This window comes from Cupriavidus sp. FW305-26 (assembly GCF_058787975.1).
The window spans coordinates 1-13,017 of sequence record NZ_JBYTAH010000038.1; the positions used below are offsets into that span (position 1 = coordinate 1).

General features: G+C 65.0%; 12 protein-coding genes. 8 read left to right on the forward strand and 4 right to left on the reverse strand.

All coding sequences use genetic code 11. The features are described from left to right. The 3 genes from apbC to AC3WQZ_RS20165 all read left to right on the forward strand — a co-directional run. Positions 1 to 756 (forward strand): iron-sulfur cluster carrier protein ApbC (apbC, locus tag AC3WQZ_RS20155; protein ID WP_492301135.1); only part of this gene is annotated, 756 nt, incomplete at its 5' end. A gap of 55 nt (positions 757 to 811) precedes the next feature. Continuing rightward, positions 812 to 2,230 carry a pyruvate kinase gene (pyk, locus tag AC3WQZ_RS20160; RefSeq protein WP_492297157.1) on the forward strand — a complete coding sequence of 473 codons (1,419 nt, stop codon included), beginning with the start codon at positions 812 to 814 and terminating at the stop codon, positions 2,228 to 2,230. A gap of 500 nt (positions 2,231 to 2,730) precedes the next feature. Then, positions 2,731 to 3,318 (forward strand): helix-turn-helix transcriptional regulator, encoded by a 588-nt coding sequence (locus tag AC3WQZ_RS20165; RefSeq protein WP_011616917.1) that lies wholly within the window; start codon positions 2,731 to 2,733, stop codon positions 3,316 to 3,318. Between the two features lie 104 nt (positions 3,319 to 3,422). Here the strand turns inward: AC3WQZ_RS20165 and AC3WQZ_RS20170 are convergent, their stop codons facing one another. Together AC3WQZ_RS20170 and AC3WQZ_RS20175 are read right to left on the reverse strand one after the other, a co-directional pair. Next, positions 3,423 to 4,664, reverse strand: a complete 1,242-nt coding sequence (locus AC3WQZ_RS20170) for an ABC transporter substrate-binding protein (protein ID WP_010809683.1) — start codon at positions 4,662 to 4,664, stop codon at positions 3,423 to 3,425. A 28-nt stretch (positions 4,665 to 4,692) separates the two neighbouring features. Next, complete coding sequence (locus tag AC3WQZ_RS20175) at positions 4,693 to 5,748, reverse strand: cyclase family protein (RefSeq protein WP_058698548.1); 1,056 nt, start codon at positions 5,746 to 5,748, stop codon at positions 4,693 to 4,695. Positions 5,749 to 6,139: 391 nt separating this feature from the next. Between AC3WQZ_RS20175 and garD the strand changes: the two genes are divergently transcribed. Further along, positions 6,140 to 7,705, forward strand: a complete 1,566-nt coding sequence (garD, locus tag AC3WQZ_RS20180; RefSeq protein ID WP_058698547.1) for a galactarate dehydratase — start codon at positions 6,140 to 6,142, stop codon at positions 7,703 to 7,705. Between the two features lie 18 nt (positions 7,706 to 7,723). On the opposite strand, the gene AC3WQZ_RS20185 is transcribed toward garD, so the two are convergent. Both AC3WQZ_RS20185 and AC3WQZ_RS20190 read right to left on the reverse strand, forming a co-directional pair. After that, positions 7,724 to 7,948, reverse strand: coding sequence for a DUF3820 family protein (locus tag AC3WQZ_RS20185; RefSeq protein ID WP_010809686.1), 225 nt, complete (start codon positions 7,946 to 7,948; stop codon positions 7,724 to 7,726). A gap of 51 nt (positions 7,949 to 7,999) precedes the next feature. Next, positions 8,000 to 8,923: a LysR family transcriptional regulator gene (locus AC3WQZ_RS20190; protein ID WP_058698546.1), complete on the reverse strand. Its 924-nt coding sequence runs from the start codon at positions 8,921 to 8,923 to the stop codon at positions 8,000 to 8,002. A 114-nt stretch (positions 8,924 to 9,037) separates the two neighbouring features. Between AC3WQZ_RS20190 and AC3WQZ_RS20195 the strand changes: the two genes are divergently transcribed. Genes AC3WQZ_RS20195 through mhpA form a run of 4 tightly spaced genes read left to right on the forward strand, consistent with a single transcriptional unit; the run spans position 9,038 to position 13,016 of the window. Further along, complete coding sequence (locus AC3WQZ_RS20195) at positions 9,038 to 9,919, forward strand: intradiol ring-cleavage dioxygenase (RefSeq protein WP_010809688.1); 882 nt, start codon at positions 9,038 to 9,040, stop codon at positions 9,917 to 9,919. Further along, positions 9,916 to 10,218, forward strand: a complete 303-nt coding sequence (locus AC3WQZ_RS20200; protein ID WP_010809689.1) for a Dabb family protein — start codon at positions 9,916 to 9,918, stop codon at positions 10,216 to 10,218. The genes AC3WQZ_RS20195 and AC3WQZ_RS20200 overlap by 4 nt, the downstream gene beginning before the upstream one ends. A gap of 10 nt (positions 10,219 to 10,228) precedes the next feature. Beyond that, entirely contained in the window at positions 10,229 to 11,293 is a 1,065-nt protein-coding gene (locus AC3WQZ_RS20205; protein WP_010809690.1) for a maleylacetate reductase, read from the forward strand. A gap of 16 nt (positions 11,294 to 11,309) precedes the next feature. Then, positions 11,310 to 13,016: a bifunctional 3-(3-hydroxy-phenyl)propionate/3-hydroxycinnamic acid hydroxylase MhpA gene (gene mhpA, locus AC3WQZ_RS20210; RefSeq protein ID WP_492301138.1), complete on the forward strand. Its 1,707-nt coding sequence runs from the start codon at positions 11,310 to 11,312 to the stop codon at positions 13,014 to 13,016. Position 13,017 lies beyond the last annotated feature (1 nt).

Here is a 13,017-nt window from a genome sequence, read left to right on the forward strand (position 1 = left end):
AAGTCCACCACGGCCGTGAACCTGGCGCTGGCGCTGGCGGCGGAAGGCGCGCGCGTCGGCATGCTCGACGCAGACATCTATGGGCCGAGCCTGCCGATGATGCTGGGCATCGACGGCCGCCCGGAATCCGCCGACGGCCAGACCATGGAGCCGCTGGAAGGGCACGGCCTGCAGGCCAACTCGATCGGCTTCCTGATCGAGCAGGACAACCCGATGGTATGGCGCGGCCCGATGGTCACCTCGGCGCTGGAGCAGCTGCTGCGCCAGACCAACTGGCACGACCTGGACTACCTGATCGTCGACATGCCGCCGGGCACCGGCGACGTCCAGCTGACGCTGTCGCAGAAGGTGCCGGTCACCGGCGCGGTGATCGTCACCACGCCTCAGGATATCGCGCTGCTGGATGCCAAGAAGGGCCTGAAGATGTTCGAGAAGGTGGGCATTCCCATCCTGGGCATCGTCGAGAACATGGCGGTCTACTGCTGCCCGAACTGCGGCCATGTCGAGCATATCTTCGGCCACGGCGGCGGCGAGAAGATGTGCGCCGACTACGGCGTTGACCTGCTGGGCAGCCTGCCGCTGAACCTGCAGATCCGCGAGCAGGCCGACTCCGGCCGCCCGACCGTGGTGGCCGAGCCCGACAGCCCGGTGGCCGGGATGTACCGCGCCATCGCGCGCAAGGTGGCGATCAAGGTCGCCGACAAGGCGCGCGACATGACCAGCAAGTTCCCGAGCATCGTCGTGCAGAACACCTGACCGGGGTGAACGATTTACGCGCGGCCCTCGTCGCGCGCTGACATGGAGCAATGGCATGAGACGCCTTCGCAACGCCAAGATCGTGGCCACGCTCGGCCCCGCGAGTAGCACCCTGGAGCTCATCGACGCGCTGTTCGAGGCCGGCGCCGATGTTTTCCGGCTCAACTTCAGCCACGGCACCCACGACGACCACCGGCAACGGTTCGAAGCGATCCGCGCCGTGGAGCGCGAACGCGGCCGTCCGATCGGCGTGCTGCTCGACCTGCAGGGTCCGAAGCTGCGCATCGGCACCTTCGCCGACGGGCCAGTGCAACTGGCCGCGGGAGCCGGCTTCCGGCTGGACCTGGACAGCGCGGCGCCCGGCTCGGCCAGCCGGGTCTGCCTGCCGCACCCGGAGATCTTCGCCGCGCTGAGCGAAGGCGTCGAGCTGCTGCTGGACGACGGCAAGATCCGGTTGTGCGTCGAGCAGTGCGGCGCCGGCTTCGCCGAGACCACGGTCGTCAACGGCGGTACGCTCTCGGACCGAAAAGGGGTGAACGTGCCGGATGCGGTGCTGCCGCTGTCGGCCATGACCGAAAAAGACCGGCGCGACCTCGACTTCGGTCTGGCCCTGGGTGCGGACTGGATCGCGCTGTCCTTCGTGCAGCGGCCCGAAGACATCCGGGAGATCAAGGCAATTGTCAACGGCCGCGCCGGCATCGTGGCCAAGCTGGAGAAGCCCGCCGCCATCCAGAGCCTGGATCTGATCGTCGCCGAGGCCGATGCCATCATGGTGGCGCGCGGCGACCTGGGCGTGGAGATGCCGGCCGAGCAGGTGCCCTCGCTGCAGAAGCAGATCGTCCGCGCATGCCGCAAGGCCGGCAAGCCGGTCATCGTTGCCACGCAAATGCTCGAATCGATGATTGCCGCCCCGGTGCCCACCCGCGCGGAAGCGTCAGACGTGGCGACGGCGATCTACGACGGTGCCGACGCGGTCATGCTGTCGGCCGAGTCGGCATCCGGCCGGTATCCGGTGGAGGCGGTGCGAATGATGAACAGCATTATCTCCCGCACGGAATCCGACCCGCTGTACCGCGACGCCATCGAGGCATCCCACACGCCGCCGCGCGCGGACGCGGCTGATGCCATCGGTTATGCGGTGCGGCATATCGTGGGCTTGCTCAGGGTGCCGGCGACGGTCGCCTATACCAGCTCGGGCTATTCGGCGCTGCGTATGGCGCGCGAGCGGCCGCAGGTGCCCATTCTCGGCATGACACCGCGCATGGCGACGGCGAGGCGGCTGACGCTCACCTGGGGCGTGCATGCGGTGCTCTGCCACGAGGTGCTGGATGTGCCGGAGATGACCGATCTGGCCAGCCGCACTGTGCTGGCGGAGGGCTTCGGGGAAGCCGGACAGTCCATCGTCATCTCCGCGGGGCTGCCGTTCCTGGTGGCGGGAACCACCAACCTGCTGCGGATTGCGCAGATCCAATGAGGGGGTAGGGACACCGCCGAACAGGTACGACCCGGGCATTGCCGCAGCGTTGCACGGTCCCCGCTGACAGAGGCCACTGCCACCTCCGTCAGCGGGCCGGGCCGCTCCCCTCCTGACCTCGACTCCCCCCTCGAAAGAGGTAGGCAATGCTGAGGCTTGGCTCACTTGCCCCGACTCTCGTTGACTACGGCTTTGGAAGCCCCCGGCGGGGCCATTGTTATTTAGCCGAAGACCGGGCAAATGATGGCCATGATGGTATCGAAACCGTGCAAAAGTCATACCCTGCCAATCAGCAGGGTGCCTTTGACGGCGCGCAGGCATGAGTGGCGCGGTTAAAGGCCTTCCGGCTGGCCAGCCATGCACGGTTTTATCGATGCCAACACTGTACATGCGCTGGCGCGTGGTCTAGTCTTCACGTTGATCCGCGTTCGGCTGAAATCCGGGCGAAGGGGCCAATCAAGGCGCCAGTACAAGCGCCAGTATCGGGGGTCTGGACTGCCATGAGTATCGAGATCGGAAAAGACATCACTGCGTTTGCCGACCAACTGCTGGACGCCGTATTCCTGGTCGACACAGGCGGCCGCATCCAGTATGTCAGCGCCGCGTGCGAGGGCATTTTTGGCTATACGCCGAAGGATATGGCGGGCGAGTTCATCATCGATCTGGTCATGCCCGCCGACCGGGACCGGACCATTATCGAGGCCAAGCAGGTGATGTCGGGAAAGAAGCGGATCGGTTTTGAAAACCGCTATCGCCACAAGGACGGCAGTGCCGTCCATATCATGTGGTCCGCCGGATGGCTCCAGTCGGAACGGTTGCGCGTCGGGGTTGCCCGCGATGTCACTGCGCTGAAGAAGGAGAGCATTCTTGACCTTGGGCTGGCGCTTTCTTCCGTTCCGTTGGCGCCCCACGAGCAGAAGGTCTTGCGGCTGCTGTTGACCGACGCATCGGAAAAGCAGATTGCCCAGCGCCTCGGCCTGGCCGTTTCAACGACCCATTCCTATGTGACCGGCATTTTCCGGAAATTCGGCGTCAGGGGCCGGGCGGGGTTGATGAGCCTGTGGCTGGAAAATCTGACCAGGGACTAAATACGCAATATAGATTGTATTTCTCGAATACAAACCATGGTCTGTATTGGTCAGAAACTTCGTCCCCGCGCCTCATAAATCGCTTATCTCTACCGGCGCCGCCATCAGCGCCTGACCAGCGAACACTGCGATTTCGACACCGGCATGAACGCCTGCTCGCCCGGCACCGTGGCCAGCACCTTGTAGTAGTCCCATGGGTACCTGGACTCGGCCGGCGTCTTGACCTCGAACAGATACATGTCGTGGACCATGCGGCCGTCTTCGCGGATGCGGCCGTTCTTTGCAAAGAAGTCGTTGATCGGCATCGACTTCATCTTCTTCATCACCGCCGCGGTCTCGTCTGTGCCGGCTGCCTGCACGGCCTTCAGGTAGTGCGTCACCGATGAATACGCACCCGCCTGGCTCATGTTGGGCATTTTCCTGAGCTTGTCGAAATAGCGGCGCGACCAGGCTCGCGTGGCATCGTTCATATCCCAGTAGAAAGCTTCGGTCAGCACCAGCCCGGAGGCCGTCTTCAGGCCGATGGCGTGGATGTCGTTGATATAGAGCAGCAGGCCCGCCATGCGCTGCGTGTTGTTGCGGGTCAGGCCGAATTCGGAGGCGGCCTTGATCGCGTTGACGGTATCGCCGCCGGCATTGGCCAGGCCCACCACCTGTGCCTTGCTGGCCTGCGCCTGCAGCAGGTAAGAGGCAAAGTCGCTGGTGGCCAGCGGGTGGCGCGCGGCGCCCAGCACCTTGCCGCCGGTCTCGTTGACGACCGCGGTGGCCGAGTCCTGCAGCGTGTGGCCGAAGGCGTAGTCCGCCGTCAGGAAGAACCAGGACTTGCCGCCGCGCTGCACCATCGCGCGCGCGGTGGTGTTGGCCAGCGCGTAGGTGTCGTAGGCGTAGTGCACTGACACCGGCGTGCACAGGTCGTTGGTGATGCGCTCGGTGCCCGGGCCGGAGAACACCACGATGCGGTTCTTCTGTCGTGCAACCTCAAGCACCGCCAGCGCCGGCGCAGACGCGGCCACGTCGAGGATGGCGTCGACATTGGCAGTGTCGAACCATTCGCGCGCCTTGTTGGCGGCGATGTCGGCCTTGTTCTGGTGATCGACCACCACCAGCTCGATCTTCTTGCCCAGCACCTTGCCGCCGAAATCGTCGATGGCCATCTGCGCGGCGGTGGCGCTGCCGCGGCCGGTGACGTCGGCATACAGGCCGCTCATGTCGAGCAGCATGCCGAGCTTGACGACATCGTCAGAGACGGCGGCCCTGGGCTGGGCCTGGGCGGTGCCGCAGGCAAGCGCCGCGGCGAAGGCGAGGGCGCTGGCGGCAATGCGGCGGAGCGCGTGGCGATGGTTCATGGTGTCTCCCTGGTTTATTGTTGTTGGCTTATACCGTGGCGATCGGCGTCACCGGCGACCCCACCGCGCCGGGCAGGCGCAACGGCGGGGCGGTGAGCTGGAAGCGGGTGCGGCCGTTGGCGCGCAACCAGTCCGCCAGCTCGCGCAGGTACCACAGCTCGCCCAGCGGTAGGCCCAGCTTGAACAGGCAATGGTGGTGCAGCGGCAGCAGCGGGTGGCACTTGTCGCCGTCGGGCGCGGGGCGGGCGGGGTAGCGTTCCACCGCGTAGTTGTCGGCGATCAGCGCGGCGATGCCGGCATCGGTGATCCAGTTCAGCAGGCGCTCGTCGCGGCCGTCCAGCGCGCAGCAGCTGTGGTGCAGCACGGCTTCATCGGGTTTGCGCTGCATCGACAGCACCACCTCGGCAAAGCCGGTGCGCAGCAGCAGCATGTCGCCGCGTTCGACTTCCACATTGCCGGCATCCAGCGCGTGCATCAGGTCATCGTAGCCGACATTGCGGAAGTCCATGCCGAAGGTATGCGCCAGGTCCACCAGCACGCCGCGGCCCTGCATCCCCTTGACCGCGAAGTTCTCGATGCCCAGCGCCTGCGCGGCACTGTGGTCGTGGCCGCAAGGGTGCGCGGCGAAGTTGTCGTCCTCGGCATAGTCCACCGGGCCGACGATATGCTCGTTGGCGCGGTAGCCGTTGTAGTACACGCGCTCCGGGCGGCCGTCGCCGTCGGCATCGAACAGCGCCCCCACGTGCGCCAGCGCATCCCATTGCGTGCTGTATTGCAGGCACAGCAGCACCTGGTCGTCGCTGATGACGTCGGTGGCGGCGGGATCGACCTTGGCCAGCGGGAAGTTCAAATAGGGGATGTCGTCGCGCAGGGTAGGCCGCAGCACCGGCGGATGCCGGCGCGGGTTGAGCTTGTTGCCGCCGGGGTAGTCCAGCGGCAGCGACAGGCAGAAGCTGATGCCGGCCTGCACCTCGCGCGCGCCCTTGACGACTTGTTCCGGGCCGATCAGGTTGATGCGGCCGAGCTGGTCGTCGGGGCCGAAGTCACCCCAGTTGGAACCTTGCGGACGTTGCTTCCAGCGCATGAGTCATGCCTCCTGTCGTGTGCGTGGCCGAGGGAGCGGCCGGTGTATGGGGTATCGGTGCGGCGTGGTTGCGCGATGCGCGTGGCCACGCGGGAAGGTCTCCTGTCCGGTTCTCGTGGCATGAAACCGGTTGCATCCCTTATAGGCCATATTGCGGGGAATGGTCATTTTGCGGTGCAGCAGGATTACGGCGGGGCGGCATCCTTATAGAGGCGGGCAATGCCGGTTCATTATATGTTATCGTACAACTGGTCTGGGGGAGCTGCTTATTTCCGGCCAGAAATAGTAGAGAATAGCGAATTCCCGAGGCCGTGGACCACCGTAAACGATTAGCTTGTTGTCAGACAACGTAACACTAAAAGTGCGCGACGCGCACCCGGCTGGAGATGACATGACAGTGACCCCGACAGCAGGTGGACAGGCGGCTCGCCCGCTGTACATCACGATGCACGCGAACGACAACGTCGCGATCGTGGCCAACGACGGCGGCCTGCCGGCGGGAACGGAATTCCCCTGCGGCCTGGTGCTGGCCGAGGGCGTACCCCAGGGCCACAAGGTGGCGCTGACTGACCTGCGCGAGGGCGACGCGGTGATCCGCTACAACGTGGTGATCGGCTATGCTCTGAAAGACCTGCCGCGCGGCAGCTGGGTCAATGAGCGCGTGATCCGCATGCCGGCCGCGCCGGAACTGCACGACCTGCCGGTCGGCACGCGCGTGGCGCCGCTGCTACCGCTGGAAGGCTATACCTTCGAGGGCTACCGCAATGCGGACGGCTCGGTTGGCACACGCAATCTCCTGGGCATCACCACTACGGTGCAGTGCGTGGAGGGCGTGGTGGAGTTTGCCGTGCGGCGCATCAAGGAAGAACTGCTGCCGAAGTATCCCAATGTCGACGACGTGGTGGGCCTTGAGCACACCTACGGCTGCGGCGTGGCAATCGACGCGCCCGATGCCGGCATCCCGATCCGCACCATCCGCAATATCGCGCTGAACCCCAATTTCGGCGGCGAGGTGATGATCGTCAGCCTGGGTTGCGAGAAGCTGCAGCCGGCGCGCCTGATCGGCGCCGGCACCATCCCGATCCAGCAGGAGGGCGAGCCCGACGTGGTCTGCCTGCAGGACGAGCAGCACGTGGGCTTTGCCTCGATGATCGATTCGATCATGGCCACGGCAGAGAAGCATCTGGCCCGCCTGAACGCGCGCCGGCGCGAGACCTGTCCGGCGTCAGACCTGGTGGTCGGCGTGCAGTGCGGCGGCAGCGATGCCTTCTCCGGCGTCACCGCCAACCCCGCGGTGGGCTTTGCCACCGACCTGCTGGTGCGCGCCGGGGCCACGGTGATGTTCTCCGAAGTGACCGAGGTGCGCGACGGCATCGACCAGCTCACCGCGCGCGCCGCCACGCCCGAGGTGGCCGAGGCGCTGGTGCGGCAGATGGCCTGGTACGACCGCTACCTGGAGCAGGGCAAGGTCGACCGCAGCGCCAACACCACGCCGGGCAACAAGAAGGGCGGCCTGTCGAACATCGTGGAAAAGGCGATGGGCTCGATCGTCAAGTCGGGCACCGGCCCGATCCACGGCGTCACCGGCCCCGGCGAGAAGGTCACGCAGAAGGGGCTGATCTACGCCGCCACGCCCGCGGGCGATTTTGTCTGCGGCACGCTGCAGCTGGCCGCCGGCATGAACCTGCACGTATTCACCACCGGGCGCGGCACGCCGTACGGGCTGGCCGAGGTGCCGGTGATCAAGGTGTCCACCCGCAATGACCTGGCACGGCGCTGGCATGACCTGATGGATGTCAACGCCGGCCGCATCGCGACCGGCGAGGCCACCATCGAGCAAGTGGGCTGGGAGCTGTTCCACACGCTCCTGGCCGTGGCCAGTGGCAAGAAGTCATGGGCCGAGCACTGGAAGATCCGCAATGCGCTGGTGCTGTTCAACCCGGCACCGGTGACCTGAGCCTCGGCTCTGACGGCGCTAGGTGCGCCCACGCAACGGCCTGAGCAGATGCGACAGGCCGTTGTGGTCCAGCTCATGCATCAGCGCCAGCAGCGCGCCGATCTGCCCCGGCGGGAAGCCCTCGCGCGCGAACCAGTTCAGGTAGTTGCCTGGCAGGTCGGCGATCACCGTGCCTTTGTGCTTGCCAAAGGGCATGGTGACTGTGACCAGCCGCTTGAGGGCGTCGGCGTCGAAATCGGTCATGGGTGGGCGGAAAGTCGGAAGGCTCCACGCTATCACAGTCAGCAAGCCGCACTACCTGGCGGTCATCTCCCACTTTCTCGCGAGTCCAAGCCGCTCGAATCGTTCGAACAGGAAGTCGATGAAGACGCGAATCCTGGCCGGCTGGTGGCGGCGGCACTGATACGCGACGTTGATCGTCAGCTTGGGCAGTTGCCAATCCGGCAGGACCGGCACCAGCCGGCCGGCAACGATGTCTTCGTAGATGATGTAGAGCGGCTGTACCAGGATGCCATGGCCCGCCAGGGCCGCTGCGCGGATCACCTGGCCTTCATTGGAGTCGAGCACGCTGGTCACAGGTACGGTTGCCGTTTCGTCGCCTCGCCGGAAGTGAAGCAGGTAGGGATCATTGGCAAGGTTGTAAATGAGCATCTGATGCTGCCGCAAGGTATCTGGCGCATCTGGCATGCCGCGCTCGGCAAGGTAGCCAGGCGACGCCGCCAGTACGCGGCGCGTCTCGGCCAGTTTTCGCACCGTAATCCCTGAATCCCCCTCATGTTCGCGTGTCCGGATGGCCACATCGATCCCGGCCTCGATAAAGTCAGGGTAGCGATTGGCAGCAATGATCTGGACCGCCAGGTTCGGATAGCACGCCCGAAATGCCGGCAATGCCGGCGCGAGATGGATCATCGCGAAGGATGCCGATGCGGTCACGCGAAGAACGCCGGTTGGATTGAGCGTGGCCTCGTTGATGGCGGCCTCGGCTTCGGCCATTTCAGCCAGCATCGCGGCACAGCGCCGGTGATACTCACGGCCGGCATCCGTGAGCCAGAGCCGGCGCGTGGTGCGCTCGACCAGGCGCGCTCCCAGGCGCTCTTCCAGCGCATTGAGGCAGCGGGTGGCTGCCGCACTCGACATGCCGAGTTGCTCCGCCGCCTTTGTGAGGCTGCCGAGTTCCGCAACCTGCACAAAAAACTCAATCTGCGTCCACTTGTCCATCAATTCTTCCGGCTAGAGGAGAACACTACTTCGCTTCCACCTCTTTTTACCTGTGGAGGAAGGAATTAATGTTAGCAGCAAGCGAGAAGCAGAAAACATGCGGAGACACCCGGAATGCGAAACCTCAATGAAGACACGATCACGCAGGCGGTGCTTGCGTCGATGGCGAACTGCCGCGATGCGCGCCTGCGCACCGTGATGACCAGTCTCGTCCAGCATTTGCATGCCTTCGCGCGTGATGTGAAGCTGAGCGAGGAAGAATGGTTCGCGGCCATTCGTTTTCTGACTGCGGTGGGCCATATCACCGATGACAAGCGCCAGGAATTCATCCTGCTGTCCGATGTGCTTGGCCTGTCGATGCTGGTGACGGCACAAAACAACGTGAAGCCGGCAGGCTGCACCGAGTCCACTGTATTTGGCCCGTTTTACGTGGAAGACAGTCCCGCGTACGACAGCGGCGCGGATATCTCGAATGGCGCGCAAGGCGAGCCCTGCTTTGTGCGCGGGCAGGTGCGGGACTGGGAGGGGACGGCCATTCCGGATGCCTCCATCGAAGTCTGGCAGGCGGACCAGCACGGCCACTATGACGTGCAGATTCCGGGCCCTGACGGCGAGCATACCCACCGTGCGCGCGGGCGTTTGCGAACCGGCGAAGACGGCAGGTTTTCGTTTCGCTCGATCCTGGCCGAACCCTATCCGATTCCGCATGACGGCCCGGTCGGCGCGCTGCTGGAGGCGCTTGGCCGCCATCCCTGGCGGCCTGCCCACCTGCACTTCATGATCAGTGCACCGGGTTGCGAGACGCTGATTACCCATGTCTTTCGCGACGGTGACCGCTACCTCGACTCCGACGCCGTGTTCGGCGTGCGCTCGACGCTGGTGGCTGACTGGGTGCAGCACCCGCCGGGCATTGCGCCTGATGGCAGCTTGCTCGAGGACCCTTACTACACCCTCGATTTTGATTTTGTCCTGAGCCGCGCGCACGAACGGAAATGATCAGGCACATCGTCATGTGGAAGGTGAAGGGTGAGACGGCGCATGAACGGGCTGATGCCCAGCAACGCATCAAGGCGGCCTTCGAGGCCTTGCCCGGCCGCATTCCAGGTCTGCGCCACGTGGAGGTCGGCATCGATGTGAGCCGCGTTGACTATGCCTGCGACACGGTGCTGCTTGCCGAGTTCGAATCGCTCGCGGCGCTCAAGGCCTACGCCGATCACCCGGAGCACCTTCGCGTCCGCGAGCAGCTGGCAGGGCTGCGCATCGCCCGCCACCAGGTCGACTACACCATTGATTGAGGGATGCAATATGGAAACAGCACTGGAATTCGTCTACCAGGCAGCGCCTGCCAGAGTCGTTTTTGGCGCGGGTAGCCTGCAGCACCTGGAGCGCGAGATCGGCTTGCTCGGCGCGCAGCGCGCGCTGGTCTTGTGCACGCCCGAGCAGCGCGATGGGGCGCAGGCAATCATGGCATCCCTTGGCCAGCGCGCGGCAGGCCTGTTCGACCGTGCAGTCATGCATGTGCCGATCGACACGGCCCGGGAAGCACGCGAGCTTGCCCTGGCCTGCAATGCCGACTGTGCCATCGCGTTTGGCGGCGGTTCGACGATCGGGCTCGGGAAGGCGATTGCCCTGGAAAGCAGCATTCCCATCCTGGCGATCCCCACCACCTATGCCGGCAGCGAGATGACCCCGATCTACGGCGTTACCGAGGGCGGGGTCAAGCGTACCGGCAGCGATATGCGGGTGCTGCCACGGGCGGTGATCTACGACCCGGAACTGACCCTGACCCTGCCGGTCGACCTGTCCGTGACCAGCGGCATCAACGCCATCGCGCATGCCGCCGAGGGACTCTACGCCAGCAATGCCAATCCGATCACCAGCCTGATCGCTGAAGAAGGTATCCGTGCCCTGGGCCAGGGCTTGCCTGGCATCCATCGCGACGCCGCCGATATTGTGGCCCGCGGCCAGGCGCTCTACGGTGCGTGGCTGTGCGGAATGGTCCTGAGCAACGTCGGCATGGCACTGCACCACAAGCTTTGCCACACACTCGGTGGCAGCTTCAACCTGCCGCACGCCCAGACCCACACGGTGGTGCTGCCACACGCACTGGCGTTCAACGCGGACTTTGCGCCGCAGGCAATGCAGCGGATCGCCCGCGCCCTGGGCACTGACAATGCCGCGCGCGGCGTCCATGACCTGGCGAGCAAGCTCGGGGCGCCGACGTCGCTGCGTGAACTCGGCATGGCGCACGCGGACCTGGACCGCGCCGCGGAGATCGCCAGCGCCAATCCCTACTGGAATCCGCGCCCGATTTCCCGGGAGGACTTGCGTGCGCTGCTGCAGGACGCCTTCGACGGAACGCGCCCGTAATGCGCAACTCGCCGAGTTGCCACGGGACAGCGGCCCCCAAAACCAATATAGATGGAGACAAAGCATGAGCATCAATCCGAAGCAAACACCCGAGCCGGCCGCAGAAATCTTCGACGTAGCCGTGATCGGATATGGCCCGACCGGACTCGTCGCGGCCTCGCTGCTGGGCGAGGCTGGCTACAAGGTGGTTGTCATTGAACGCTGGCCCACGCCTTATGGCCTGCCGCGCCTGACCCATATCGATGGCGAGACGGCACGGATCGTCCAGGCGTGCGGAGACGTTGACCAGGCCCTGCGCGATGCCTGTGGGCTGGGTCCGTATCAGTATCGCAACGCCGACGATGAGCTCCTCATTGAACTGGACTGGACCGGGCACGCGTGCGGCTTCCCGGCCCATATCTCGATTTACCAGCCCGATATCGAAGACGCCATTCATCAGCGCGCGGCAAGCTTTCCCGGGGTCGAGATCCTTCGCGGCTGGGAGGCAGAGACGCTCAGGCAGGACGAGGATGGCGTCAGGATCTCCGCGCACCTCTGGCGCGGCGCGCAGGACTCGCAATGGACGACACCGTCGCGCGAGTTCATCGCAAAGTACGTCATTGGCGCCGACGGGGCGAACAGCTTTGTCCGCCGCAGTCTGTGCATCGAACGCGACGACTTCGGGCAGAACGAGCGCTGGTTGAACCTTGACTCGGAGAACAAGCGGGACCTTGGCGAGAAGTTCTCGCTCACGACCATCTATTGCGACCCGGCGCGGGCCCATATGTACATGCCGATCGGCACCCGGCGGACTCGCTTCGAACTGCGGGTGCTGCCTGGCGAGGATACTGCCTACTGGGAGGACGAGGCCGTCGGCTGGCGCTGGCTGAAGGAGCAGCATGGCCTGGGCCCGGAAGACATGCGCCTGTTGCGCCATGTCGTCTACACGTTCGAAACCCGCATGGCGCACCGGTGGCGCGACGGGCGGATCTTCCTGGCCGGCGATGCCGCGCATACGATGATGCCCTATATGGGGCAAGGCGCGTGTTCGGGCATGCGAGACGGCATCAACCTGGCCTGGAAGCTGGACCTGGTGCTCAGTGGCCGAAGCGCGCCGGGTCTGCTGGATACGTATGAAGAAGAGCGCAGGCCCCACGTCAGCAAGATCATGGAGATGGCGAGATTCCTTGGCAAGGTTGCCAACGAAGACGATCCGCAAAAGGTTGCCGAGCGCGACGCCGCATTCCGGGCCCGGTCGATCCCCCCGATGCCGCCGTTTCCGAGGCTCGAAGCCGGCATCGTGCATGCCGAGGTGGATGGCAGCCTGTTGCCCGCGATCGGCACGCCCGCTCCGCAGGGACGCGTGCGCAAGGGGGAAGTCGAAGGGCGCCTCGATGACGTGGTCGGTCATGGCTTCCTGCTGATCGCTCTTGACGATCCGTTGCGCTACCTCGATGAAGGCCAGCTCGGTTTCCTTGAGCAACTCGGCTGCCATATCGTCGTGCTGTCCGACGCGGCGTCGATACCCGGGGCAGTGGTGGAACTCAATGGCGCGCAGGCAGCGTTCATGCGCGCGCATGGCATGCAGGCTTACATCAGCCGGCCGGACTTTGCTGTCTTCGGCGGCGTTTCCGACCTGGCGCATCTGCCCGGCCTGGTCGATTCCCTGCGCCAGAAGCTGCACTGGCGCGGTGCGGCGCAATCCAGCATGCTGGCCGGGACCAGCGCAGCGGCTGTTTCGTGAG

Excerpts from the sequence above, each read along its gene's own strand:
- pyk (WP_492297157.1), top strand. The coding sequence starts at position 812 with ATGAGACGCCTTCGCAACGCCAAGATCGTGGCCACGCTCGGCCCCGCG.
- AC3WQZ_RS20165 (WP_011616917.1), top strand. The coding sequence starts at position 2,731 with ATGAGTATCGAGATCGGAAAAGACATCACTGCGTTTGCCGACCAACTG.
- AC3WQZ_RS20170 (WP_010809683.1), bottom strand. The coding sequence starts at position 4,664 with ATGAACCATCGCCACGCGCTCCGCCGCATTGCCGCCAGCGCCCTCGCC.
- AC3WQZ_RS20175 (WP_058698548.1), bottom strand. The coding sequence starts at position 5,748 with ATGCGCTGGAAGCAACGTCCGCAAGGTTCCAACTGGGGTGACTTCGGC.
- garD (WP_058698547.1), top strand. The coding sequence starts at position 6,140 with ATGACAGTGACCCCGACAGCAGGTGGACAGGCGGCTCGCCCGCTGTAC.
- AC3WQZ_RS20185 (WP_010809686.1), bottom strand. The coding sequence starts at position 7,948 with ATGACCGATTTCGACGCCGACGCCCTCAAGCGGCTGGTCACAGTCACC.
- AC3WQZ_RS20190 (WP_058698546.1), bottom strand. The coding sequence starts at position 8,923 with ATGGACAAGTGGACGCAGATTGAGTTTTTTGTGCAGGTTGCGGAACTC.
- AC3WQZ_RS20195 (WP_010809688.1), top strand. The coding sequence starts at position 9,038 with ATGCGAAACCTCAATGAAGACACGATCACGCAGGCGGTGCTTGCGTCG.
- AC3WQZ_RS20200 (WP_010809689.1), top strand. The coding sequence starts at position 9,916 with ATGATCAGGCACATCGTCATGTGGAAGGTGAAGGGTGAGACGGCGCAT.
- AC3WQZ_RS20205 (WP_010809690.1), top strand. The coding sequence starts at position 10,229 with ATGGAAACAGCACTGGAATTCGTCTACCAGGCAGCGCCTGCCAGAGTC.